The 22,993-nt window shown below is 63.5% G+C and carries 21 protein-coding genes and 1 tRNA gene; 9 read left to right on the top strand and 13 right to left on the bottom strand.

Annotation, left to right across the window (positions count from 1 at the left end; translation table 11 throughout):
• Nucleotides 1-214 precede the first annotated feature (214 nt).
• Nucleotides 215-1,189 carry a hypothetical protein gene (locus tag M3484_RS08435; protein WP_249496530.1) on the bottom strand — a complete coding sequence of 325 codons (975 nt, stop codon included), beginning with the start codon at nucleotides 1,187-1,189 and terminating at the stop codon, nucleotides 215-217.
• A 186-nt stretch (nucleotides 1,190-1,375) separates the two neighbouring features.
• Nucleotides 1,376-1,450, bottom strand: a tRNA-Gln gene (locus M3484_RS08440).
• A gap of 75 nt (nucleotides 1,451-1,525) precedes the next feature.
• Here M3484_RS08440 and M3484_RS08445 point away from each other — a divergent pair.
• The gene (locus tag M3484_RS08445; RefSeq protein WP_171909441.1) at nucleotides 1,526-2,713 is read left to right on the top strand and encodes a BaiN/RdsA family NAD(P)/FAD-dependent oxidoreductase; all 1,188 of its coding nucleotides are present in this window, start codon (nucleotides 1,526-1,528) and stop codon (nucleotides 2,711-2,713) included.
• Between the two features lie 88 nt (nucleotides 2,714-2,801).
• Here the strand turns inward: M3484_RS08445 and M3484_RS08450 are convergent, their stop codons facing one another.
• From M3484_RS08450 to M3484_RS08460, 3 genes are all read right to left on the bottom strand, one after another.
• Nucleotides 2,802-4,547 (bottom strand): KpsE/RkpR family capsule polysaccharide export protein, encoded by a 1,746-nt coding sequence (locus M3484_RS08450; protein WP_249496531.1) that lies wholly within the window; start codon nucleotides 4,545-4,547, stop codon nucleotides 2,802-2,804.
• A complete protein-coding gene (locus M3484_RS08455) occupies nucleotides 4,534-5,184 on the bottom strand; it encodes an ABC transporter ATP-binding protein (protein WP_092895495.1) in 651 nt (216 codons plus the stop codon). The genes M3484_RS08450 and M3484_RS08455 overlap by 14 nt, the downstream gene beginning before the upstream one ends.
• A 219-nt stretch (nucleotides 5,185-5,403) precedes the next feature.
• A complete protein-coding gene (locus M3484_RS08460; protein WP_249496532.1) occupies nucleotides 5,404-6,642 on the bottom strand; it encodes a Na+/H+ antiporter NhaA in 1,239 nt (412 codons plus the stop codon).
• A 194-nt stretch (nucleotides 6,643-6,836) separates the two neighbouring features.
• On the opposite strand from M3484_RS08460, the gene M3484_RS08465 reads away from it, so the two are divergent.
• From M3484_RS08465 to rpsI, 4 genes are all read left to right on the top strand, one after another.
• Complete coding sequence (locus M3484_RS08465) at nucleotides 6,837-7,439, top strand: uracil-DNA glycosylase family protein (protein WP_249496533.1); 603 nt, start codon at nucleotides 6,837-6,839, stop codon at nucleotides 7,437-7,439.
• Nucleotides 7,436-8,242, top strand: a complete 807-nt coding sequence (locus M3484_RS08470; RefSeq protein WP_249496534.1) for an SseB family protein — start codon at nucleotides 7,436-7,438, stop codon at nucleotides 8,240-8,242. The genes M3484_RS08465 and M3484_RS08470 overlap by 4 nt, the downstream gene beginning before the upstream one ends.
• Before the next feature lie 155 nt (nucleotides 8,243-8,397).
• On the top strand, nucleotides 8,398-8,862 hold the full coding sequence (gene rplM, locus M3484_RS08475; RefSeq protein WP_092895502.1) for a 50S ribosomal protein L13: 465 nt from the start codon (nucleotides 8,398-8,400) through the stop codon (nucleotides 8,860-8,862).
• Between the two features lie 5 nt (nucleotides 8,863-8,867).
• Nucleotides 8,868-9,371 (top strand): 30S ribosomal protein S9, encoded by a 504-nt coding sequence (gene rpsI, locus M3484_RS08480; protein WP_092895504.1) that lies wholly within the window; start codon nucleotides 8,868-8,870, stop codon nucleotides 9,369-9,371.
• A gap of 202 nt (nucleotides 9,372-9,573) precedes the next feature.
• Here the strand turns inward: rpsI and M3484_RS08485 are convergent, their stop codons facing one another.
• From M3484_RS08485 to M3484_RS08510, 6 genes are all read right to left on the bottom strand, one after another.
• On the bottom strand, nucleotides 9,574-10,266 hold the full coding sequence (locus tag M3484_RS08485) for a M48 family metalloprotease (protein WP_249496535.1): 693 nt from the start codon (nucleotides 10,264-10,266) through the stop codon (nucleotides 9,574-9,576).
• A gap of 53 nt (nucleotides 10,267-10,319) precedes the next feature.
• Nucleotides 10,320-11,369: an aromatic ring-hydroxylating oxygenase subunit alpha gene (locus tag M3484_RS08490; RefSeq protein ID WP_249496536.1), complete on the bottom strand. Its 1,050-nt coding sequence runs from the start codon at nucleotides 11,367-11,369 to the stop codon at nucleotides 10,320-10,322.
• Between the two features lie 78 nt (nucleotides 11,370-11,447).
• The gene (locus M3484_RS08495) at nucleotides 11,448-12,629 is read right to left on the bottom strand and encodes a vWA domain-containing protein (RefSeq protein WP_249496537.1); all 1,182 of its coding nucleotides are present in this window, start codon (nucleotides 12,627-12,629) and stop codon (nucleotides 11,448-11,450) included.
• A gap of 17 nt (nucleotides 12,630-12,646) precedes the next feature.
• Nucleotides 12,647-12,814 (bottom strand): hypothetical protein, encoded by a 168-nt coding sequence (locus tag M3484_RS08500; protein ID WP_171909442.1) that lies wholly within the window; start codon nucleotides 12,812-12,814, stop codon nucleotides 12,647-12,649.
• Nucleotides 12,815-12,871: 57 nt separating this feature from the next.
• Nucleotides 12,872-14,251 (bottom strand): DUF2927 domain-containing protein, encoded by a 1,380-nt coding sequence (locus tag M3484_RS08505; protein ID WP_249496538.1) that lies wholly within the window; start codon nucleotides 14,249-14,251, stop codon nucleotides 12,872-12,874.
• 739 nt (nucleotides 14,252-14,990) lie between these two features.
• Nucleotides 14,991-15,830: an AAA family ATPase gene (locus M3484_RS08510; RefSeq protein ID WP_092895512.1), complete on the bottom strand. Its 840-nt coding sequence runs from the start codon at nucleotides 15,828-15,830 to the stop codon at nucleotides 14,991-14,993.
• 132 nt (nucleotides 15,831-15,962) lie between these two features.
• Between M3484_RS08510 and dksA the strand changes: the two genes are divergently transcribed.
• Complete coding sequence (gene dksA, locus M3484_RS08515) at nucleotides 15,963-16,436, top strand: RNA polymerase-binding protein DksA (protein WP_502942441.1); 474 nt, start codon at nucleotides 15,963-15,965, stop codon at nucleotides 16,434-16,436.
• 142 nt (nucleotides 16,437-16,578) lie between these two features.
• Entirely contained in the window at nucleotides 16,579-17,760 is a 1,182-nt protein-coding gene (locus M3484_RS08520) for an FAD-dependent monooxygenase (RefSeq protein WP_249496539.1), read from the top strand.
• A 6-nt stretch (nucleotides 17,761-17,766) separates the two neighbouring features.
• Here M3484_RS08520 and xth read toward each other — a convergent pair whose 3' ends face one another.
• Both xth and pheT read right to left on the bottom strand, forming a co-directional pair.
• Nucleotides 17,767-18,546: an exodeoxyribonuclease III gene (xth, locus tag M3484_RS08525; RefSeq protein WP_249496540.1), complete on the bottom strand. Its 780-nt coding sequence runs from the start codon at nucleotides 18,544-18,546 to the stop codon at nucleotides 17,767-17,769.
• 54 nt (nucleotides 18,547-18,600) lie between these two features.
• A complete protein-coding gene (gene pheT / locus M3484_RS08530) occupies nucleotides 18,601-21,021 on the bottom strand; it encodes a phenylalanine--tRNA ligase subunit beta (protein WP_249496541.1) in 2,421 nt (806 codons plus the stop codon).
• 299 nt (nucleotides 21,022-21,320) lie between these two features.
• Between pheT and M3484_RS08535 the strand changes: the two genes are divergently transcribed.
• Entirely contained in the window at nucleotides 21,321-22,037 is a 717-nt protein-coding gene (locus tag M3484_RS08535) for a hypothetical protein (RefSeq protein ID WP_249496542.1), read from the top strand.
• Nucleotides 22,038-22,210: 173 nt separating this feature from the next.
• Entirely contained in the window at nucleotides 22,211-22,984 is a 774-nt protein-coding gene (locus M3484_RS08540; RefSeq protein WP_092895522.1) for a DUF6478 family protein, read from the top strand.
• Nucleotides 22,985-22,993: the final 9 nt, after the last annotated feature.

The raw sequence follows: 22,993 nt of genomic DNA on the forward strand, positions 1-22,993 counted from the left end.
CATACTGATACATAATAATTTTGGCTGAGCGTTGAAGGAACTATGCGCGATCAGGCTGATCTTTCTACCAGCTACCACCTGCCTGACCTGACCCTCCAGAGGCCCCACACCAATGACTGCTAACGCCCACCTCGGCCACCAGCTTGATGCCTGTGTTGCCCTGACGAAGCCCGGTTTTGCGCTGATGGTCGATGCGCCATGAGGAGTGGCAGGTTCACCCTTTGACTTTGGAAATATGAAGAACTTCGGTTATAGCGCCTGCATATGAGTATGCTGTCTTAGCAAGTCTTGCCGCACCCTTGTCCCATGTGGCGAAAACCGGACAGACGGAGGCTAGCTCAATATGGTGGCAGTCGCGAAACTGGCCCCGGAAGTGCTGCTGGCGTCTTTGCAGACCTTTCGTGCGTGTCCTTTTGTCTCTGACCAGTCCCATCATGAAGAGCATGAAGGCAAAGCTGGTCAGGGTACCATCCTCGCGTTCGGTTGGCGATGCCCAGAACCCTTGCGGATAGAGACCGCTGATTTCAGCTCTGGCTCGTTCATCCATGCTGGCAAGCAAGAAATCGACTGCTTCTGCTGCGGGCACCTGATCCAACTGCGCAGGATTCTGTGGAAGGCATTGACGGAGCTCTGATTGCCACTGCAACTGCTCGATCTTGAGGCGCTCCAGTGGGATGTCCTGTATCAGGTTGGACATATTGTTGCCCGCCAGCCGGAGATGTCCGTGTGTGAACGTAGGCAGCTCTGTCTCCATCGAGGTCCAGAACGCCTCCATGTCAGCGAGCATGTCTGCTCGTAGATCATTCTCCGTCATATCACCCAGCCAGCCGGTGCTGAAGTGGAGCGGCTTGAGCAGGTCTTCCATGACGCGCATTGCATCGTCGGCGGGTCCATTTTCGGCCAGGATAAGCTCCCGAGCCCGATCATGGGAGAGAGTCGCCTTGCCATCAGATTTGCCGCTGGGTTCCAACAGCCAAGCAGAAAGCTCTTCGAGGATTACAACGAATATTTCAGGCCTGTCTGACGACCGCGCCTCTTCAACGTTGAGCCAGGAGTAGACGAAGGTTGCTCCCTTCTCGGCCATGAGCTTCAGCGTGGCGAGCAGGTCGTCGCGCTCTGGGCTGTCGGGTTGCAACCTGCTGATTACGCACTGATCGAGATAAACGGGCAGCCTGATTTTGTTCGGCATCTGATCGGGTTCCGGTTGATCCACGATCAGCGTAACACCAGTCTGACTCTGCTGGAAAGAACCCAACCCGCTGGGGCACTCCCTGGGGCATTCCGTCCTCGCCGCCCCAAACCGTCAACAGTCCAACCCCTTGCCCGCACACGGTTTCCCGCTTGCGGCTGGTCTTCTCAACTGTCACAGGAAGATTGGCTGGGGCGCCAGGATTCGAACCTGGGAATGGCGGTACCAAAAACCGCTGCCTTACCACTTGGCGACGCCCCAACCGTGAGCGGGTGTTTAGCGAAGGCTCTTGCAGGCTGCAAGAGGGGATATGAAGGAAATTTGGCAGGAGTTTGTATGGCGGGGATCTGGGATGTCATCGTGCTTGGCGCCGGGGCGGCGGGGATGCTTGCGGCTGTTGAGGCGGGACGACGCGGGCGGCGGGTGCTTGTGATCGAACATAGCGCGAATCCGGGCGAGAAGATCCGCATTTCGGGTGGCGGGCGCTGCAATTTCACCAATACCGGCATCGGGGTCGGGAACTACCTCGGGGCCAATCCGCGTTTCGCGCTTTCGGCGCTCAAGCGGTTCAGCCAGTGGGATGTGGTGTCGCGATTCGATCAGGCCGGGATCGCCTGGCATGAAAAGACACTGGGGCAGCTTTTCTGCGACGGATCGGCGAAACAGGTCGTGGCCTGGCTGGTCGGGGAAATGCGCGAGGCCGGGGTCGAGCTCTGGCTTGCGACGGAACCCGGAGAGGTGAGCCGGTCGGGCGATGGCTTTCGCGTGGCCACGCCGCGCGGGGTGCAGGAGACGCGGTCGCTTGTGCTGGCCACCGGGGGCAAGTCGATCCCGAAAATGGGAGCCAGCCCCTGGGGATACCGGGTGGCGGAAAGCCTCGGGCTCAGGGTGACGGATACGCGTCCGGCCCTGGTGCCGCTGACATTTGCGGAACAGGAACTGGCCTGGATCTCGCCGCTGGCCGGGGTCTCGGCGCCGGTGCAGATCAGCTGCCGGGGCGGGCGATTCGATGAGGCAATGCTCTTTACCCATCGCGGGCTGTCGGGGCCGGCTGTCTTGCAGATCTCGAGCTATTGGCGCGAGGGCGACCGGATCTCGGTCGATCTTCTGCCGGGGCGGGCGCGGGACGCAGGCTTTGCCGCATTGCTGAAGGCCGCGAAACGCAAGGGCGGGAGGGGCACGCTGACCCAGGCGCTGAGCCCGGTGCTGCCGGAGCGGCTGGCAAAACATCTGGGCCAGGCAGAGCCGGGGCCTCTGGCGGAAATGGCGGATGCAAAGCTCGACCAGCTGGCGGCGGGGTTGCATGACTGGCAACTGGTGCCGGTGGGCTCAGAAGGGTATCGCACGGCCGAGGTCACGCTGGGCGGTGTCGATACCGACGGGTTGGACGCAAAGACCATGGAGGCGAAGGCGGTGCCGGGTCTTTATGTGGTGGGCGAGCTGGTGGATATCACCGGCTGGCTTGGCGGGTATAATTTCCAATGGGCCTGGTCTTCGGGCTGGGCGGCCGGGCAGGTGGCCTGAGGGGCACCGGCAGCCAGAGCAGATTGAAAAAGGGCGACCCGAAGGCCGCCCTTTTTTCTGTTGTTGAAAGGTCAGGACCAGTGAAGGATCAGGACGAGACCTGTTCGCGCAGGATCGCCACCGTCATCGAGATCATCAGATAAATGCCGATCAGAATCAGCAGTGTTACAAGGGTATTCTCGAAGACGCGAGGATAGGTCGGCACATCGGGCGGCACCGGCGCCACCGAGATCGACAGATAGCGGGTCTGGCTGTTCGCGGCGATCCGTGCGGTTTCCTTGGCCTGCAGCGACTGCGCCAGCAACATCTGACGCGTCTCGACCTCGGCCTGGGCAAGCCGCAGCTGGCCCTGGATCTGCGCCAGAGAGCTCTCGCCGCCCTGGCCTTCGGTCAGCCGGGTACGTAATGTCGCGATCTCGGCCTCTAGCGTGATGATCCGGCGCTTGACCGGCTCCAGCCGGGCGGCGTTGGGGTTCGGGTTCGCCTCCATCTGCGCCAGCGACAGGCGTTCCTGGATCAGCTGATTGTCCAGCGTGCCGATCTGCGTGGTCAGCAGCGTCAGCTCGGTCTCGGAATTGAGAACCTTGAACTGTTCCTGCAGCGTGATGACTTTCTGCTGCGCTTCGAGCAGCTTGACCTCGGCATCCGTATAACCTTCGTCCGAAGACTGCATCGCATCTTCGCGCAGGCGGTGGGTAAGCTGGTCAACCTGTTCCTCGGCATAGGAAATCAGCTGCTTTGACCATTCGACCGAAAGCTGCGGATCCGGGGCAATCGCTTCCATCCGGATGATGCCCTCGGACGGGTCATAGGAAATCAGGATATGGGATTTATAGAGCTTATATGCATCTTCCAACGAGGCCTCGGGCGGCAGGCGCAGAATCGGGTCGATTGCCGCGCCCATAAAAGCCTCGCGGAACCCGACATCGCCTTCCAGCCGCATCATCGCCTCGCGCGATTGCAGATAGCCCTGCACTGCGATGGAATCCTGTGAGGTTGCCAGCGACGTTCCCTGCAACATGCCGCCAAGCGCCCCTCCGGCCTGCGGGCTTTCCGCCTTATGCACCGCGAATTCCGATTTGGTGCCATATTGCCGCGTCGCGACCGACGAGAAATACCAGCCCGCGATCAGCGTCGGCAGCAGGACGAAAATGAACATCCGCACGAAGAGAAGCGCCAGCTTGCGGCGCCGGCGTTTGGCGATGTCCTGTTGCATGCGCAGGATCTCGGCGGCGTGATTCACCTCGATCCGCTGTTCGGTCGAGGGCACCTGGATCGGCTTGATGGTCTGGGGCAATTGCACGCCGTCGCCGGGCAGGGGCGAGAGCGCCCGCCCGGTTCCGCCGCCCGCCTTGCCGCCGCCACCTTCGCCGGCCGCAGCAACCGCGGTGCCGGGTTCGGCCGAGACCATATCCAGCATCGAGCCGCGCTCAAACGGGTTGATCCCGGCGGCGCGCAGCAGGCGCACCGCATCGTGATCCGAGGTCGCGGGCAAGTTGTGGCTTTGCGCAAGGCGGCGGGCGGTGCGCAGCTGGCGCCCGGTCAGCCCTTCCTTGCGGATCGCTGCCAGCTCATGCGCTATCGGATGATTCGCCTCCGTCCCGGCGGAGGGCTCTGGTTCCTGAGGGCTGCCGGCGTTCCCGGCCCTGGCCCCGGATGCGACCGGGCCACCTGCCGTTTCGAATTTCTGATCGCCGAATCCGTCTTCGGGATTGTCGAACAACATCTCGCCCGGGGTCGCTGTGGCAACGAGCACGGGCGCCGGACGCGGGGCCGGTGGCGCAGGCGTCTCCTGGCGGCGAATGTTGAACCGCGCGGCCTTAAGCATAGTCATAGAGGCGTTTCGCTTCTTCGAGAGTGTCGAACATATAAAGCTGCCCATTGCGCAGCACCGCCGCCTGGCGGCAGAATTTTTCCAGCGTTTGCGCCGAATGCGACACGATGACAACCGTCGCGTTCTTCAGTCTTTCGCGCAGGATGCCACCGGCTTTGCGGTTGAATTCCACATCCCCGGTCGAGGGCATGCCCTCGTCGATCAGGTAGATGTCGAATTCCAGCGCCAGCAGGAGCGAGAAGTTGAAGCGCGATTTCATCCCCGAGGAATAGGTCGCATAGGGCATTCGGAAATAGTCGCCAAGATCACAGACCCAGCGGCAAAAGCTTTCGACATAATCGGGGTCGAGCCCGTAGAGCCGGGCAATGTAGCGGCTGTTTTCCAGCGCCGACATCTTGCCCGAGACCCCGCCCATGAAGCCCAGCGGAAACGAGACGCGGCTGGTTTTGGTGATGCGGCCATCATCGGGTTTCTCCAGCCCTGCCATCATCTGGATCAGGGTGGTCTTGCCGGTGCCATTCGGGGCGAGGATCCCAAGAGAGCGCCCCTGTTCGACCCGGAAAGAGGCGCGGTCAAGGATCACCTTGCGCCTTGTGCCGGTCCAGAAGGATTTGGAAACACTGTCGAACTCGATCATATTGTAACCTGCTCCGGGCTATTGGCCCTTTGTCCTTCCGTCTTACGGCCTCTGACGCCCGGGGGGCGACAGAGCTATCCACAGACCAGGTGGATAATCCGGCATTTGTGTTAACGCGTTCTGATCAGTGTCGCTGCACATTCTGGCTGCATTATGTCTGCGGCGACAGTCCTGTGACACAGAATTGTGAGCCCCGCGATTTTACGGGGGACGGACGGGTCACGGCGTCGGGGCAGAGGGGGCCGGACCCCGGCGCAGGAGGCCGCGCGCGACGAGCACGGCAATCGGGCCGGCAAGCAGGCTGATCGCCATGCCCATCCGCGCCGCCTCCCGCATGGCGCCGCCGGGCAGACTGGCCTCGATCGCAACGGCGGGCACGGTGAAGCCGATTGAAAGCAGCATGACCGACAACACCAGGTCCCGCACCCGGAGCCCGCGCGGCAGGCGCGAGCCGAAGATCGCCGCCAGCGCAAGAACCACCAGCGCCATCCCCAGCGGTCTTCCGAGCCAGAGCGCGCCAAGCATCACCAGTGTGGTCGGCGCGAAGGCGGCGAGATCGACGCCCCCCCGGATCAGGCCAAAGAGGAAGAGAATGAAAATGACCGGCCATACGAGAAGCCGGATAAGCCGGTTCAGCGGGTCATGCAGGAAACTTTCGGCCTCGGCGAAAAGGCCAAAGCTGCGGTCGGCATGGGCGATGGCCGGCAGGAGCGGCAAAAGCCCGAGCGTCGCCGGCAGGCCTGCGGCAGCGACCCCGAACCAGCAGAAGGCGCCCGCAATCACATAGGGCCAGAGCGCCGCCGCCGCGCGCCGCTCGCGCTCGGAGGCGCCCGCGCCGGGGCTGCGGCCGAAGAAACGGTACACCACCAGTGCCGAAGCCAGCGTAACCAGGAGCCACATCAGGCGCGGCGAGAAGGCAAGATTGCTGAGCCCAAGGATCACCAGCGCGAGGATATCGGTGGCAATCGCCAGAAGCATCACCAGATGCAGCGCCGGACGCCGGCCAAAAACCATGCGGCCAAAAAGGCAGACCAGCAGCGTATCGCTGCCCAGGGGCGCCTGCCATCCGCCACCGCTCACTGCTTCTTCTGCGGTTTCGATCAGCGCAGACAGGATCAGCCAGCCCGCGCCGGCTCCGATCAGCCCGCCCGCGGTCATGCCCAGCGGCAGGATCGCGCGCCGCCCCGACAAAGAGCCACGCTCCAGCGTCATCGCTTCCCAGAGTTCTTTGCCGATCAGGAAGAAGAACAGCGCCATCAGAATATCGGCGACGATCATGAAAGGCGTCAGGCTGACCGAACCGGCCCAGACCCAGCCGGGCAGCACCAGATCCGCAATCCGCCATTCGATGAAATCGTAATAGCTGCCCGGATCCAGGTTGACCCAGAATGTCGCCAGCCCGGCACCGGAAAGAAGGGCCAGAGCAAAGATGCGGATATGGGGCGAGATTCGATACATGGCGGCAGGACTTCAGGCAGCTGACCCTACCGGATTAGCCATGCCCGTCCCGGCCCGCAACCGTGGCGTCCCCGATCCCCCCCGGCCTGTTGCATGCTTGCCCTCTTACAGGCAGAGCCTGCGCCCGGTGCTGTGCCGCGGGCTTACCCCCGGCCCGGCTGGCAAAAGAAAAACACACTGCCTATCTTCATCCGATGGATCTGACCGATGAAATCCGGGCCTGCCGCCTTTGTGAGGCAAGGTTCGAGGCGACCGCCACCGCGCATGAACCGCGACCGGTGGTCTGGTTCCGGCCTGCGCCGGTCGGGCAGGGGGCGCGGCTGCTGATTGCGGGCCAGGCACCGGGCGCGCGGGTGCATCTTTCGGGGCGCCCTTTTACCGATCCGAGCGGCGACAGGCTGCGCGCCTGGACCGGGCTGGAGGAGGCGCAGTTCTACGATCTCTCGCGCATCGCCATTGTGCCGATGGGCTTCTGCTTTCCGGGATATGATGCGAAAGGGGCCGATCTGCCACCACCTGCAATTTGTGCCCGGACCTGGCGGGCGCGCGCGATTGCCGGTCTTCCCGATCTGCGGCTTACCCTGCTGGTCGGGGGTGCTGCGATCCGCTGGCATCTCGGCGCGCGTGATGTCACCGCCACTGTCCGCGCCTGGCGCGATTTCGGGGCGCGCGGGATCTTTCCCTTGCCCCATCCCTCCTGGCGCAATACGGGATGGCTGAAACGCAACCCCTGGTTCGGGGACGAGCTGCTGCCGGAGCTGCGCGCCCGGATCCGCAGCGTGATGGAGATGCCATGAGCGAGTCCACGCTTCCCAGTCTGCTTGACGAGGCCCATGCGGCGCTCAGCGCCGATTCCGGCAATGAGGCGGCGCTTCTGCGCTTCTATGACCGGCTCGCGGATGGCGAGCTGTACCTTCTGCTGGAGCGTGAGGCGGCGGGAGAGACCCTGGACCCGAAGGTCTTCGACCTGGAATCCGGCCCCGTCGTTCTGGTCTTCGACCGCGAAGAACGGCTGGCGGATTTCACCGGCGGTATTGCCCCCTGGGCGGCGCTGCCGGGGCGGGTGATCGCGGGGCTCTTGCGCGGCCAGGGGATCGGGCTGGGCGTCAATCTGGGGGTCGCGCCATCCGAGATGCTTTTGCCTCCCGAAGCCATGGACTGGCTGTCCGAGGCGCTGGACCCCGCTCCGGAGGAAACGCTTGGCCGTCCGGCACGGTTCTTTGCTCCAGCCGTTCCGGCGGGGCTGAGCCTGGCGCTCCAGGACAAATTTGCCTCGGCGCGCGGGCTGGCCCGGGCCGCGCTTCTGACCGGCGTAGAATATGATGACGGGCGGCGTGGCCATCTTCTGGCCTTCATCGGCGCGACACCCGAGGCAGAGCCGGCGCTGGCCCGGGCAGTGCAGGAGGCGCTGGTTTTCTCGGGCCTCGACGCCGCGGCGCTGGATGTCGCCTTTTTCGGGCCGGATGACAGGGCGCTGACCGCCCTTGCGGCTGAGGCGCAGCGGTTCGACCTTCCCGAACCCGAGGCGCCGGTCGCGCAAGAGCGCCCGGTCCCCGCCGGGCCCGGCATGAACCCGGAAAAACCGCCTTATCTGCGTTGACTTATGGGGTATTTTGGAACCCCATAAGTCAACTAATTGATTTTATTGTATTTTATATGAAATCGACCGCTTGACCACATCCGTTTCATCAGCGATAAGCCCCCATCCGAATTCGCGGGGGGATTCCTCCGCCTCTATCTTTGATGGAACCACCGATGAAAACCTTCACCGCTACCCCGGCGGATATCGAGAAGAAGTGGATCCTGATCGACGCAGAGGGCGTCGTTCTGGGTCGCCTCGCTACGATCGTCGCCAATATTCTGCGCGGCAAGAACAAGCCGACCTTCACGCCCCACATGGACATGGGTGACAATGTCATCGTGATCAATGCGGACAAGGTCCAGCTGACCGGCAACAAGCGCGAAGACAAGCGCTACTACTGGCACACCGGCCATCCGGGCGGCATCAAGTCGCGCACCGTGCGCGAAGTGCTGGAAGGCAACCACCCCGAGCGCGTCGTGATCAAAGCTGTCGAGCGTATGATCACCCGCAACAGCCTGGGCCGTCAGCAAATGTCGAACCTGCGCGTCTATGCCGGCGCAGAGCATGCCCATGAAGCTCAGCAGCCGACCGTCCTCGACGTCAAGCCGCTGAACCCGAAGAACACCCGGAGCGCGTGATTTAAATGGCCGATATCAAGTCTCTCGACGATCTGAAGGCCGCTGTGGGCACCGCTGCTCCGGCCGCCGCTGCCGAGGCTGCCGTGCGCGCCCCGGTTCGTGACAAGCTGAACCGCTCCTATGCGACCGGCAAGCGTAAGGATGCGGTTGCCCGCGTCTGGATCAAGCCGGGTTCGGGCAAGTTCCTGATCCGCAACAACAAGGGCGAGTATATCGATTACACCGCCTATTTCGCGCGCCCGGTGCTGCAGATGATCCTGCGTCAGCCCTTCCAGGTCGCGAATGTCGAAGGTCAGTATGACGTGATGGCGACTGTCGCCGGCGGCGGCCTTTCGGGCCAGGCCGGTGCCGTGAAGCACGGCATCTCGAAAGCGCTGCAGCTGTTCGAGCCGTCGCTCCGTGGCGCCCTGAAGGCAGCAGGCTTCCTGACCCGCGACAGCCGCGTTGTGGAACGCAAAAAATACGGCAAGGCCAAAGCCCGCCGCTCGTTCCAGTTCTCGAAGCGCTGATCCGTTTCACATTATACGAAAGGCGCGGGGGGAAACCTCCGCGCCTTTTGCGTTCAGCCGCCGCTTCTGGCTGGCTGCGGAAGCCTCCGGCGGGGATATTTGAGGACAGATGAAAGGCCTTTACTGATTTCATCTGTCCTCAAATATCCCGGGGTGAGCGGCGAAGCCGCGAGGGGCAGAGCCCCTCCCTTTGCGCAGCTATTCAACGGGGGGCGGGCAAAGCAGGCCGGGTCCAGCGCGCCTCATTGGCCTCTATGGCCGCAATGCGGTCGGCGGTTTTCGGGTGGCTGCGCAGCCAGACCGGCACTTCGCCTCCGCCTCCGCCGGTCAGGGTCTCGAGCTTGCGGAACAGGCTGATCTGCGGCCCGGAGCCGTAACCCGCGCGGATCATCAGGGCGGTGGCCCAGGCATCAGCTTCGAATTCATCGCGCCGCGACAGCCTGGCCATCAGCGTGCGTGACAGCATATTGGCGATCATGCCGCCAATGCCGGGAAGAAATCGGTTAAGGACGCCTGCGAGCAGGATGCCGACCGCATTCTGACCGGTGAAATCGATCATGCGCCGCCGCGTATGGCCATGTGCCACATGGCCAAGCTCATGCGCGATCACCGAAGCCAGTTCTTCGGGCGTCACATGGCCCTGTTGCTTTTTCGTCAGAAACCCCCGCGTCAGGAAAATGCGGCCATCATGTGCGGCAAGTCCGTTCACCGGCTCGATGTCGAGGAGGTTCACTTTGACCTCTGGCAGGTCGAGGGCACGGGCAAGCCGCGCCGCAACCGCCTGGATCTCCGGATCATCCAGCGGGCGGGATTGCTGATCCAGCATCCGTTTCGAGCGCCAGACCGAAAAGCGCATCATCAGGAAGCCATAAGCGATCAGCAGAAGAAAGGGCATGAGGCGCAGGATCATGCGCTGAATATAGGGCAGTGTGGCGGTTTGAACAGGCCTCAGACGTCAAGTGCCTGCACGATCCGCTCCTGGAAATACTGCACACCCCGTTCATGGCGGCCTGAAAGCGGGCCGGAGGTATAGGCGCCGGCGGCGTAATTGCGGTGGGTTTCCACACAGACCTGATAATCTTCGCGCACCACTGCAAGCGTGCCCTGTACCGATTTCCGCCGCGCCTCCTCGGCCGCGGGCGCAGTATCCGCAAAGAAGAAATGGTAATGCTGATCGGTATGCCCGACCGAGGTGGGGTTGATCCGGCTGACATTCATGCCACCATCAAACAGCGACAGCGTCCAGTTCGGCCACATCCAGAGCCATTTGCCCCGGTAGAACAGCCCGTCTTTCGGCGGCGCGGTCATCTTCACATAGCCTTTATGGGCGGTGGTGGCGAAGGCCTCGAAATCTATCGCCGCGAAGAAACCCGGATGCGTGCCGGGGATATGGTAGCCTTCGACGAAATTATCGGTATAGACCTTCCAGTTCGCGTCGAAACTGACGGTTGCGGTGTCAGTGGCCTGGTAACTCTCCATCGGCTCATCTGCCAGCTCTTCGGGCAGATCGCCCAGCTGGTCCTGCAGGCTTTCCACCGGATCAATCGCGGCAAAGAGCAGCCCGCGCCATTGCGCAAGCGAGACCGGCTCCAGAGGCCAGTCCTCGGGGATGATAGCGGGGTCTTTGCCATACCAGGGCGCCTGAACCAGCCGGCCTGTGTCGGCAAAGGACCATTTGTGATAGGGGCAGACGATCAGCCCGCATTTGCCTGCTCCATCCGCCAGGAGCTTTGCTCCGCGATGGCGGCAGACGTTTCTGAACCCCCTCAGCACTCCGTCCCGCCCGCGGATCGCAAAGACCGGGATGCCGGCAATGTCGATTGCGAGATACTGCCCGCTTGCCGCGACATCCGAGGCCGGACCCATCAGCTGCCAGGAGCGGTTGAAGATCCGGGCGCGCTCCTCCTGAAACACCTCGGGCCGGATATAGAGAGCAGGATCGAGGTTCAGATATTGCTGGCCTGGAAGGACGTCATCATGGCGGGTATCGGCTGGCATCGGCTTGCCTCCATTCGTGCCATCACGGGCATTTGTACGAATGTGCCAGATTCTTCCCGCGCCTGGCAAGAGCCGCGTTCAGCGCAGCGCTTTCACGCCGCGCGTGATGGCGTCCAGGGTCATCGGCACCATGCGGCCCTCGAAAATGGCATCAATCATCCGGGTGGACTGGCTGTAATTCCATTGTCCTTCGGGCACCGGGTTGATCCAGAGGTGATGCGGCCATTGTTCGGTTGCGCGGGTCAGCCAGGTCTGTCCGGATTCGCGGTTCCAATGTTCATTGGCGCCGCCTGGATGGCTGATCTCATAGGGTGACATGGCGGCATCGCCGACAAAGATCGCGCGCCAGTCAGGCCCATGGCTGCGCAGAATATCCCAGGTGGGCGTCTGATCCGTCCAGCGGCGCTGATTGTCTTTCCAGACGCCCTCATAAAGGCAGTTGTGGAAATACCAGGTCTCGAGATGGCGGAATTCGGATTTTGCGGCTGAGAACAGCTCTTCCAGCACCTTCACATGCGGGTCCATTGAACCGCCGATATCCAGAAACAGAAGAACCTTGACCGCATTGCGGCGCTCAGGCCGCGTCTGTACATCCAGCCAGCCCTGTTTCGCCGTGGCGCGGATGGTGCCGGCAAGGTCTAGTTCTTCCACCGCGCCATCCCGCGCCCAGCGGCGCAGCGCACGCAAGGCGAGCTTGATATTGCGCGACCCGATTTCGGCCTTGTCATCAAGATTGCGGAATTCGCGCTTATCCCAGACCTTGACCGCACGGCGATGGCGGCTCTCATTCTGGCCGATACGGATGCCTTCGGGATTGTAGCCATAGGCGCCGAAAGGCGAGGTGCCGGCGGTGCCGATCCATTTATTGCCCCCCTGGTGACGGCCCTTCTGTTCTTCCAGCCGCTGGCGCAGTGTTTCCATCAGCTTGTCAAAACCGCCAAGCGCCTGGATTTCTGCCTTTTCCGTATCCGAGAGGAATTTCTCGGCCAGCTTTTCCAGCCAGTCGCCGGGCAGGTCCAGCGCTTCGATCACCGCCTCATCCGTGATCTGGTCAAGGCCGGCAAAGGTCTGGGCAAAGGCGCGGTCATAGCGGTCGAGATGACGCTCGTCCTTGATCAGGGTGATCCGACCGAGATGGTAAAAGGCGTCGATATCATTGGTGGCAAGCCCGGCTTCCAGCGCCTCGAGAAAGGCGAGGAATTCGCGCGGGCTGACCGGCACAGCTTCGCGGCGCAGCGATTCGAAAAAGGGCAGGAACATCGCGCCGCCCTCCGGTGTCAGCTGTAGAGACGCAGAAGGATGACCTGCGCAAAAAGGCCGGTCACCCCCAGCAAAAGCCCGATCCCAAAGGCATATTGCGCCATATCTGCCGCTTTACCGCCCAGCTGGCGGGCGCGGACCGCGCCGATCACTGCCCCCAGAAGGAAGCCCCCGATTGCCAGCATTGTATTCGCCCCCGTCCTGCCTGTCTGGGCCGGTCGGGGGCTGTGTCAGCCCGGCGATCAGCCGCGGAAGAGGCCGCGCAGCCCGAGCGCGCTGATTTCACGCGTCCGCGCCCGGATATTGGCCTCAGAGCCGAAGCCATAGCGCGCAAGCGGCTGGCTGTCCACTCGCAGCCGGTCGGCCTCGGCCTTGCGGCCCAGCATGTCGAGCGCCTCGGCGCGGATCAGCTGGGTCGTGGCCAGCAGCCCGTGGTTCTGTGACTGACGGATCACCGGAACGGCGCGTTCGGTGAAGCGCAGTGCCTGGTCGGGCTTACCATTGGCCAGCGACAGCGCGGCCAGCTGCATGTCGACATGCGCGACATAGACGGCCCCGGCCGGCTGGGTCCGCCAGATTGCGGCGGCTTTGGTGAATTCCGACACGGCCGCGACGCGATCCGATCCGACCAGAAGCCGCGCATTGGCGAAATAGGCAAAGGCGAGGCGGCTGTCTTTCCAGTCCTGGGCATGGGCCATCGCAATCGCCTTTTCGGCGGCGGTTTTGCGGCGCGCCTGGCCATAGCCCGGGTCCAGCGCAACAGCGATAAACTCCTTCCAGGCCGGGGGCGTGATCGAAGTGTCCTGGGTCAGCGGCCCGCCGGTTCCGAAGATTGCCGGCATCTGGGCGGCAACCTCGGCCTTCGACATGCCGGAGCGCAGCTTCGGCGAATACCAGGCGCGCAGGATCTTCATGTCGAAATCGGTCAGCACGGCCTGGAAATTATCGTCGTTAAAGACCGAATCGGTCAGCCGGTACATGTCGTTCAGGGGGCCCATGGCCTGGGCCAGTTCCTCATGCAGGCAGTCGCGGACTTCTTGCGGGCTGGCATCCGAGGGCGCGAAGATCCCGACGGTCCTGCGCTCGGTCACACGGGTCCAGTCGACGCGGTAGGTGCCGCGATTGGCCTGGTACTCCGCGAGGCTGGAAACGTTGGGGACCACGAAACAGGCGGCATTCGGAGCGGCGCGGCTGAGTTCGCGGCGGGTGCTGAATTCGATGGTGACAGAAGCCGGTTCCGAGGCGCTCACACGGCGCACATCGATGCCGGCCTCGCTGCGGAACCGCTGCAGCAGGCGGTCGAGATCGGCGCCGGCGGTGGCGGGAACATTGCCGGTGAGGGCCACGGTGACCGGCCCTTCAAAGCGGCTGAAATACGGAAGCTCGCGCCCGCTTTCCAGCCGGAATCCAAGCCCGAGGAAGGCGGCTGTCATATCGGCGGGGCTGTGACGCACCGAGGCAACCGGCGCCAGACCCGCAACGGGGTCTACGAAAGCCGGAGCCGAAAGGGCACTGGCTTCGGTGGCCGGAACCAGCCGTCCCTTGGTTACGTCGGCATTTGGCGCGGGTGCGCAGGCGGTAAGGGCCGCCAGGGAGGCGGCAAGCAGCGGAATGTGTCGCATTGAGTGGCAGCTCGATCTTTGCGTGCGGGGGTTTGCCCCCGGCAGTTGCATTGGCCTCCGGCCAGGCCAGCACGCGATGCCCCCGCATCACATGCTGGCCCGAGCCGATGGTGGTCCGTGACGAGCGCATCCGACGGCGCGGTAACGGGGGGGCGAGCAGACATATGGGTGCCCCCCGGAACCGCGTCGTTCACAGCCGTCCCGGGGACCTTCCGGGCAGCGACGCGCGAAATCTCTGACGGCAGGGCGATCCGGGCAGGGATGCGCTGGCGGTCAGAGAATGCTGGTGAAGTGGGATGAAATGCGGCAGGGTCCGCCGGTTGCGACCGGTTGAACCAGGCATTGTCCGGGCCGCCGGAAAGTCCGGTCGCGGTCAGAACGATGTCCATTGTTGCCGACATAAGGGTTGTGACTCCATCACCAAAGCTTCTGTGTTTCTATTCAACACAATCCCTTTGTCGTGATCGGGGCCTGTATGTGTCAATTGCGCGGAATCTGCGTGTTCAGCGGGTCACCAGCCATCGCGGTCACTTTTGCTTCAGGAACCAGATATGGCCTGAATTATTCACGGAATGTTTCAATATATTTCAGAAATTTCGATACCGTGATGTGATTGTGGCAATATCGTGGCCTAATCGGGGCAAAGTTGCCCGAATCGTTCGTCCCGCAGGATGCAACACAGGGGCAGGATTCGGGCAAAAGCAATTCGGGGTTGATCCCCTGTCGCGCGATCCGGGGCTCAGCGATTCCCCCGAGACATGAAGGCCAGCCGCTCGAAAAGCTGCACATCCTGTTCGTTCTTCAAAAGCGCACCATGCAGTTTCGGAAGCAGATGCCGGGGGTCGCGTGCGAGGTCTTCGGGCGCGAGGTCTTCCGCGAGGATCAGCTTCAGCCAGTCCAGCACCTCCGAGGTGGAGGGCTTTTTCTTCAGCCCCGATGTCTCGCGGATGGCAAAAAACTCGGTCAGGGCGGCGGTGAGCAGGTTTTCCTTAATATCGGGGAAATGGACACGAATGATCGCGGCCAGGGTCTCGGCATCGGGAAAGCGGATATAGTGAAAGAAGCAGCGGCGCAGAAAGGCGTCGGGCAGCTCTTTCTCGTTGTTCGAGGTGATGATCACCACCGGGCGCTGCCGGGCCTTCACCGTCGCGCCGGTTTCATAGACATGGAACTCCATCCGGTCGAGTTCCTGAAGCAGGTCATTGGGGAATTCGATATCGGCCTTGTCGATCTCGTCGATCAGCAACACGACCCGCTCGGGCGCGTCGAAAGCCTGCCAGAGTTTCCCGCGCCGGATGTAATTCTGCACGTCATGGACCCGCGCATCGCCGAGCTGGCTGTCTCTGAGCCGGCTGACCGCGTCATATTCATAAAGCCCCTGCTGGGCGCGGGTGGTCGATTTCACATGCCATTCGATCAGCTCCATTCCGAGGCTGGCCGAGACCTGACGCGCGAGCTCGGTCTTGCCGGTCCCGGGCTCTCCCTTGACCAGCAGCGGGCGGCCCAGAACCACCGCCGCATTCACCGCCACCGCGAGGTCAGGGGCCGCGATATATCCTGTGGTTGACTGGAATTTCATTTGTTCACACGCCCTTGCCGGATTGGGTGCCCAATGGGCCTCGCGGACCCTATCGGGGCGGCGAATTTATCGCAACTGCTAGTGACATTGCTGCCCACATGGGCTAAATGCCGCGCCAACGGGAGTGCGCATATGACAGAAGCCCACCTGTCGGCGCCCGCCGGCGACAAGGAGAGATCTGCGATGAAGGCCGAAGTTTTCCTGCCCGACGATTACCGCCCCGCCGAGGGCGAGCCCTTTATGAATGATCGTCAGCTGGAATATTTCCGTCGCAAGCTGATCATCTGGAAGCAGGAACTTCTTGGCCAGTCCGCCGAGACCCTGGGCAACCTGACCGAAAGCGGTCGCAATGTGCCTGATCTCGCTGACCGGGCCTCGGAAGAGACCGACCGCGCGCTGGAACTGCGCACCCGTGACCGGCAGCGCAAGCTGATCTCGAAGATCGACTCGGCTCTGCGGCGGATCGAGAACAATGAATATGGCTATTGCGAAATGACCGGCGAGCCGATCAGCCTCAAGCGGCTGGATGCGCGGCCGATTGCGACCATGACGCTCGAGGCACAGGAAAAGCATGAGCGCCGTGAAAAGGTACATCGCGACGACTGAGGGCTGTCAAAGGCCCGGTCCGGGACTGCTGCAACTGCGGCAAGGCTTGCAACCCGGCCGCTGACACAGGAAAAGAAAGCCGGGCTTTTGCCCGGCTTTGTCATTGCCGGCGGGCTGACCGGTTTCTCAGGATCAGGACAGAATGGCGCTCAAAGACCAGGCGGTGACCATACTCGGGGCGGGGGTTGCGGGTCTTGCGCTGGCGCGGGCACTGGCGCTGAAAGGCGCGCGGGTGATCGTGATGGAACAGGCCGATGCCATCCGCGAGGTCGGCGCAGGTTTGCAGATCAGTCCGAATGGTGCGCGGGTTTTGCAGGCGCTTGGCCTTGGTCCGGCGCTGGAGGCTGCGTCGAGCCGCGCCGAGGCGGTCGAGCTGTGCGATGGATATGACGGCAGCCTGGTGACGCGGCTCGATGTGGCGCGGCTCCGCCCTGATCAGGGCTGGCATTTCCTTCACCGCGCCGATCTGATCTCGCTTCTGCTCGATGGCGCCAAAGCCGCCGGCGCCGAGTTGCGGCTGTTGCAAAAGGTGCGCCGTGTCGATCTCAGCGGGGCGCAGCCCGTGGTTGAGACCTGCACCGGCGCGCTGGAGCCCGCCTCGATCCTGATCGGAGCCGATGGGCTGCAATCCCATACCCGTGCCGCGCTGAATGGCGAGGCGAAGCCGGTTTTCACCAGGCAGGTCGCCTGGCGCTGTCTTGTGCCCTGCGATCCTGCCGAGCCGAAGGTTGCCGAAGTCCATATGGGGCCCGGGCGGCATCTCGTCAGCTATCCGCTGCGCGGCGGCACGATGCGCAATATCGTCGCCATCGAAGAGCGCGACCGCTGGACCGAAGAGGGCTGGTCGATCCGCGATGATACGATGGAGCTGCGGCTGGCCTTTGCAGATTTCAGCCCGCGGGTGAAGGGCTGGCTTGATCAGGCCGGGGATGTCTGGCTCTGGGGTCTCTTCCGCCATCCGGTCGCGAAGACCTGGGTGCAGGTTCTGCCCGAAGGTGCGGTGGCGCTCATTGGCGATGCTGCGCATCCGACTTTGCCCTTCCTGGCCCAGGGCGCGAATATGGCGCTGGAGGATGTCTGGACGCTGGCGGCGATCCTGGAGCGCCACGGCACGGCCGGGCTGGTTGCCTATCAGGTGGCGCGGGCGCGGCGCACGCAGCGCATCGTGACGGCGGCCAGTCGCAATGCGCGCGCTTATCACCTTTCGGGCCCGTTGCGGGCGGTGGCGCATCTGGGGCTGCGGCTTGGGGGCCGCATCGCGCCAGGCGCCGCGCTGTCGCGGTTCAACTGGCTTTACGATTACGATGTGACGAAGATCGGCTGAGATCGCTTACGCGGCCAGACGCACCCAGACCGGCACATGGTCTGACGGCTTGTCACCGGCGCGCACATCCTTGTCGATACCGGCTTCTTCCAGCAGATCTGCGGCCTGGGGCGTCATCAGCACATGGTCGATGCGGATCCCGTTGCCACGCTCCCAGGAATTGGCCTGGTAATCCCAGAACGTATAGACGCCCGGACGCGGATCGCGGGTGCGGATCGCCTCGGTCAGGCCGAGGTTCAGCAGCCTGCGGAACGCCGCGCGCGATTGCGGCAGGAAAAGCGCGTCTTCCAGCCAGGCCTCGGGCTTTGCGGCATCCTCGGCCTGTGGGATCACATTGTAATCGCCTAAGAAAAGCGTCGGTTCTTCCAGCGCCAGCAGGGCGCGCGCGCGGGCCTCAAGCCGTTCCATCCAGGCGAGTTTATACTCATATTTCGGCCCCGGCGCCGGGTTGCCGTTCGGCAGATAAAGCCCGCAGACCCGGACCACATGCGGGCCCTCAACCGTTGCCTCGATCCAGCGCGCCTGTTCGTCGCTGTCATCCCCCGGCAGACCCCGTGTCACATCGGAAAGCGGGTATTTCGACAGGATCGCCACCCCGTTGAAGCTTTTCTGGCCATGGGTTTCGACCTGATAGCCCATCTCCTCGAACAACTCGCGCGGGAATCCGTCATCGACGGATTTGATCTCTTGCAGGCAGACCACATCCGGTTCTGCCTCGCGCAGCCAGCGCGGCAGCGCTTCGATCCGGGCCTTGATGCCGTTGATGTTGAAGGTGGCGATCTTCATGGCATTCTCCCGCGAGGATGGCGGCGCGAGGAGAGGCCCCCGCGCCGGAAAGGGTTACGAGCGCAGCGCGCCGCCGGTCGCTTTCGTGACCTTTTCGATGACCTTTGCCGAGACCGCTTCGATATCTGCATCGGTCAGCGTGGCGGCGGTGGGTTGCAGCCGCACGGTCAGCCCGAGCGATTTTTTGCCCGCGCCCATTTGTGCCTCGGCCTTGTCACCGGTGAAGTGGTCAAAGACGCGGACAGATTCGATCAGCGCCTTATCGGCACCCTGCGCGGCGTTGACGGCCACCAGTGCTTCGGTCCTTGCATCGACCACGAAGGCGAAATCGCGCTCGACCGCCTGAAGATCGCTGATCACCAGCGCCGGGCGGGTCGGTGTCTTCACCTTGGGCGCCGGGATATTGGCGATCTGCACGGTAAAGCCGACCGCAGGGCCCTTGACCCCCATCGCGGCCAGAACGCGCGGATGGATCTCGCCGTAAGTCGCAAGCGTATTCGGCCCAAGACCAATCACGCCCGATCGGCCGGGATGCCACCAGGCATCGGCCTTGCGGGTGATCTGCACCTTGGCGGGCGCGCCAAGCGTGGCCAGCACCGCCTCGACATCGGCTTTCGCATCGAACAGATCGACCGGGCGGCGCGAGGCCCATGGATCGCGCGGGGCCGAGGCACCGACCAGAAGCCCCGAGGCCAGCAGAACCTGTTCGCCCGGCTCACCGCCGGAGAAAACCGGGCCAACCTCGAAAAGCGCCATATCCTGGAAGCCGCGCGCCTGATTGCGCGCCGCTGCCGCCAGCAAACCCGGCAGCAGATCGGGGCGCAGATGGCTCATCTCGGACGAGATCGGATTGTCGACCTTTACCGCATCCGTGCCACCGCCGAACAAAGCCGCCGAAGCGCCGTCGATAAAGCTGTAGGTCACGCATTCATTATAGCCGAGACCGGCAATCTGGCGCCGCGCGGCTTTCTCGCGGATTTGCATCGGCGTGAGGATCGGCTTCGGCACGCCCGGGAGCGCGCGGGTCAAAGGCGCGCCGACCAGTTTCGTCAGGCTCGCGATCCGCGCGACTTCCTCGACCAGATCCGCCTCGCCCTGGACGTCGGGGCGCCAGGAGGGCGGGGCGGCCATCAGCCCGTCCATCGTGAAGCCAAGGGCTTCCAGCGTGCGGATCTGTTCGGCTTCGGGGATCTCCATGCCGACAAGGCTGACCAGCCGTGCCGGGTCCAGCCGGTAAGCGCGGGCGGTGTCGATGGCAGCGCCATCGGTCACGACATGGCTGGCCTCGCCGCCGCACAGATCCAGCACCATCTGCGTCGCCAGTTCCAGCCCCGGCAGGGTGAAAGCCGGGTCAACGCCGCGCTCGAACCGATAACGCGCATCCGAGTTGATCTTGAGCGCGCGCCCGGTGGCGGCGACGGTGATCGCATCCCAGAAGGCGGATTCCAGAAAGACCGTGGTGGTCGCATCGGTGCAGCCCGAGTCCTCACCACCCATGATCCCGGCAAGGCTTTCCGGCCCGCGCGCATCTGCGATGACCATATCACCGGCGCGCAGGGTATAGGTCTTGCCGTCCAGCGCCAGCAGGGTCTCGCCGGCATCTGCCGGGCGGATATGCAGCTCGCTTCCCTCCATCCGGTCGACGTCAAAGACATGCAGCGGGCGGTTCAGTGCGAAGGTGAAATAGTTGGTGATATCGACCAGCGCCGAAATGGGGCGCAGCCCGATGGCCTTCAGGCGGTTTTGCAGCCAGGCGGGCGAGGGTCCGTTCGTCACCCTCCGGATCACGCGACCCGCGAAATGCGGCGCGGCCTTGGTCTTCAGCGCAGGTTCGATCCGCACTGTCACCGGGCTGTCGAATGTGCCGGCAACAGCAGCGATTTCCAAGGGTTTCAGCTGGCCAAGCCCCCGCGCGGCCAGATCGCGCGCCACACCCCGGATGCCAAGCGCGTCGGGGCGGTTCGGGGTGATCTTGATCTCGATCACCGGGTCATTGACGCCCTTATAGTCGATATAGCGCGCACCCAGCGGCGCGTCCGAGGGCAGTTCGATAATGCCGTCATGATCGTCCGACAGTTCCAGCTCGCGTTCGGAACACAGCATCCCGTTTGAATCGACGCCGCGGATATTGCCGGGTTTCAGATCGACCCCGGTGCCGGGCACATGGGTGCCCACGGGCGCGAACACCCCCACCAGCCCGGTTTTCGCATTGGGCGCCCCGCAAACAACCTGGACCTCGACCGGTTCTGACCCCGGCCCGCCCGGATAGGTCGCCACGCGGCAGACCCGCAGCCGGTCGGCATTGGGGTGCTGCACCGCCTCGATCACGCGGCAGATGCGGAAGGCTCCGAGCCGTGCCGCCGGGTCTTCGATCTCCTCGACCTCAAGCCCCAGATCGGTCAGCGCATCGGCGATTTCCGTGACGGAAGCGCCGGTTTCCAGATGGTCTTTGAGCCAGGAGAGGGTGAATTTCATCGTCAGGTTCCGCTGAGGCGAGGCTATAGGGCAGCCGGTGGTGTCGCAGGTGGGCAGTCGCTTGTATCGCAAAGGGCATTAGCGCAACGGCGCTCAAAGGGAAAGGCGGCAGCGGCATTTGCCCTTTATCGGGCGGCATGGATGGCCCAGCCGGCAAGGCAGGCGCCCCGACAGAGTGCTTGCCCGAAAGGGCCGGGCGATTTAACCATCACCGGATCGTTACGCGCCCGAAAACGTGCCGGAACCCATGAAAGACAGTATAACAGGCGGCGGGCCGGGCAGTGTGAAGGAAAAGTACTTTGTATGACGCGCCTCTGATTTCAACGCCGACGTTTTCCCTGAATAAGCAATTTGCGGCCCCGACCAGATCCGGGGCCAGACCTGAGGCCAGATCCGGGGGCAAAGGTCCGCGCCTTTTCGTCTGGCTTGCCTGCGCCGCGCTGCTCTCGGCCTGTGTTGCGCCCGGTGGCACGGGCAGCGGCGGGACTGGCAAAGGCGGCGCGATGAGCTTTATCGGCGGAGAGATCCGGATCGAGCCACCCGCCGGCTACTGCATCCATCCCGGCGCCAGCAGCGATTCGTCCGATGGCGCGGTGGTGCTGATCGGTGAATGTGCGGCCAAAGGGGCTGTGATCCCCGCCGTGATCAGTGTCACCATCGGCGGCGAGGGATCGGCCGCGATCCTGCAATCGGGCGCCAAAGCGCTGTCGGATTATTTTATGTCGCGCCCGGGTCGCGCCGCCCTTGCACGGGATGGCAACCCGGCCTCGGTCAATGTGCGCCAGACCGCGCTGTCGGGAGGGGCGCTGGTCATGCGGATGTTTGACCGCCAGGTGGGGGAATACTGGCGCGCGGTGCTGGGGCTGCGGGGGCGACTGGTCTCGGTTTCGGTCATGGCGCCCGAGACGAGCAGCCTGTCCCCGGAACAAAGCCGCACATTGCTGGAAAAATCCATCACCTCGATCCGCGCCGCCAATGGTTCGACGGTGAAAAAGCCAGCGGCTGCGGCACCCTGAGAGGCACGCCGGGGATCAGGCCCGCAGCGGGGCGATGTTTTCTGCTGCAGCACCCGGCCCGGCCTGCTAACCAGGGTATGGGCCAGGCATGGGCCAGGGACTGTTCCGGCGGGCGGGTCACAATGCGGCATCCGGCCCCGGAAATTTCGGCCAGACAGACGGAACGGAAAGCAATGGCAGGGCGACTGAGAGAGAAACTTGACCGGCTCATCTTCCGCCGGGCGCTGGCGCGCTGGTCGGAAAACGCCGGCGAAGCCTCCACCACTCCGCTTGACCGTCTGCGCAGCCTGCGCGGCTATGCCCGCCAGACCCGACGCGAGATCGACCGCGTGCTGTTCGAGGCCGATTACCGCCTGAACCTGCCGCTGATCGGCGCAGGGGCCTTCCGCCGCCTGCCGGGCACTGACTGGGCCTGGCGCCCGGATCTGTGGAAAGGCCCGATCCCGGTCCCCGGCATGACGGCGGTCGACGGCAAATCGCTGATTTGCGAGGGCGCCACGCTGTTTCATGACTGCCGTCGCTCGGAACTGACCGTTCGCCAGCTGCGCAATACCCGCGAAGAGGATATGGCGCCTTTCGGTTTGCGCATGGATGTCTTCCGCTTTGACGGCAGCTTCCTGTCGCTGGTGCTTGATCTGCCCGATGCGGCGGCGCAGGGGTTGCGGCTGCGGCACCTGATCCGGCTTGACGCTGTCATCGGGGTGGAAAAGCCGCTCGAAATCTTTGCGCGGCTCAATATCCGCCATGGGCCGAATGTCGAACAGGTGGTGCGCGAGCTGCCGCTGAACGGCGAAGAAGCCTTTGTCGAATTCGACCTCGCCTATACGAGGGTCAATGAGAAACGGATCGAAAAGCTCTGGATCGACCTGATCTTCGAAAGGCCCGAAATGAACCAGGTGACGCTGCGCGATCTGACGATCAGCCGGCGCCCCAGGGCTGAACTGTAAGGAACTGAC

Origin of the sequence: Pseudomonas sp. GX19020, from assembly GCF_023371075.1 — a bacterium.
Taxonomy (GTDB): Bacteria; Pseudomonadota; Alphaproteobacteria; order Rhodobacterales; family Rhodobacteraceae; genus Pseudogemmobacter.

What these genes read in the sequence shown, in the direction of transcription:
- M3484_RS08435 (WP_249496530.1), bottom strand. Translation starts at nt 1,189, where the DNA reads ATGCCGAACAAAATCAGGCTGCCCGTTTATCTCGATCAGTGCGTAATC.
- M3484_RS08445 (WP_171909441.1), top strand. Translation starts at nt 1,526, where the DNA reads ATGGCGGGGATCTGGGATGTCATCGTGCTTGGCGCCGGGGCGGCGGGG.
- M3484_RS08450 (WP_249496531.1), bottom strand. Translation starts at nt 4,547, where the DNA reads ATGACTATGCTTAAGGCCGCGCGGTTCAACATTCGCCGCCAGGAGACG.
- M3484_RS08455 (WP_092895495.1), bottom strand. Translation starts at nt 5,184, where the DNA reads ATGATCGAGTTCGACAGTGTTTCCAAATCCTTCTGGACCGGCACAAGG.
- M3484_RS08460 (WP_249496532.1), bottom strand. Translation starts at nt 6,642, where the DNA reads ATGTATCGAATCTCGCCCCATATCCGCATCTTTGCTCTGGCCCTTCTT.
- M3484_RS08465 (WP_249496533.1), top strand. Translation starts at nt 6,837, where the DNA reads ATGGATCTGACCGATGAAATCCGGGCCTGCCGCCTTTGTGAGGCAAGG.
- M3484_RS08470 (WP_249496534.1), top strand. Translation starts at nt 7,436, where the DNA reads ATGAGCGAGTCCACGCTTCCCAGTCTGCTTGACGAGGCCCATGCGGCG.
- rplM (WP_092895502.1), top strand. Translation starts at nt 8,398, where the DNA reads ATGAAAACCTTCACCGCTACCCCGGCGGATATCGAGAAGAAGTGGATC.
- rpsI (WP_092895504.1), top strand. Translation starts at nt 8,868, where the DNA reads ATGGCCGATATCAAGTCTCTCGACGATCTGAAGGCCGCTGTGGGCACC.
- M3484_RS08485 (WP_249496535.1), bottom strand. Translation starts at nt 10,266, where the DNA reads ATGCCCTTTCTTCTGCTGATCGCTTATGGCTTCCTGATGATGCGCTTT.
- M3484_RS08490 (WP_249496536.1), bottom strand. Translation starts at nt 11,369, where the DNA reads ATGCCAGCCGATACCCGCCATGATGACGTCCTTCCAGGCCAGCAATAT.
- M3484_RS08495 (WP_249496537.1), bottom strand. Translation starts at nt 12,629, where the DNA reads ATGTTCCTGCCCTTTTTCGAATCGCTGCGCCGCGAAGCTGTGCCGGTC.
- M3484_RS08500 (WP_171909442.1), bottom strand. Translation starts at nt 12,814, where the DNA reads ATGCTGGCAATCGGGGGCTTCCTTCTGGGGGCAGTGATCGGCGCGGTC.
- M3484_RS08505 (WP_249496538.1), bottom strand. Translation starts at nt 14,251, where the DNA reads ATGCGACACATTCCGCTGCTTGCCGCCTCCCTGGCGGCCCTTACCGCC.
- M3484_RS08510 (WP_092895512.1), bottom strand. Translation starts at nt 15,830, where the DNA reads ATGAAATTCCAGTCAACCACAGGATATATCGCGGCCCCTGACCTCGCG.
- dksA (WP_502942441.1), top strand. Translation starts at nt 15,963, where the DNA reads ATGACAGAAGCCCACCTGTCGGCGCCCGCCGGCGACAAGGAGAGATCT.
- M3484_RS08520 (WP_249496539.1), top strand. Translation starts at nt 16,579, where the DNA reads ATGGCGCTCAAAGACCAGGCGGTGACCATACTCGGGGCGGGGGTTGCG.
- xth (WP_249496540.1), bottom strand. Translation starts at nt 18,546, where the DNA reads ATGAAGATCGCCACCTTCAACATCAACGGCATCAAGGCCCGGATCGAA.
- pheT (WP_249496541.1), bottom strand. Translation starts at nt 21,021, where the DNA reads ATGAAATTCACCCTCTCCTGGCTCAAAGACCATCTGGAAACCGGCGCT.
- M3484_RS08540 (WP_092895522.1), top strand. Translation starts at nt 22,211, where the DNA reads ATGGCAGGGCGACTGAGAGAGAAACTTGACCGGCTCATCTTCCGCCGG.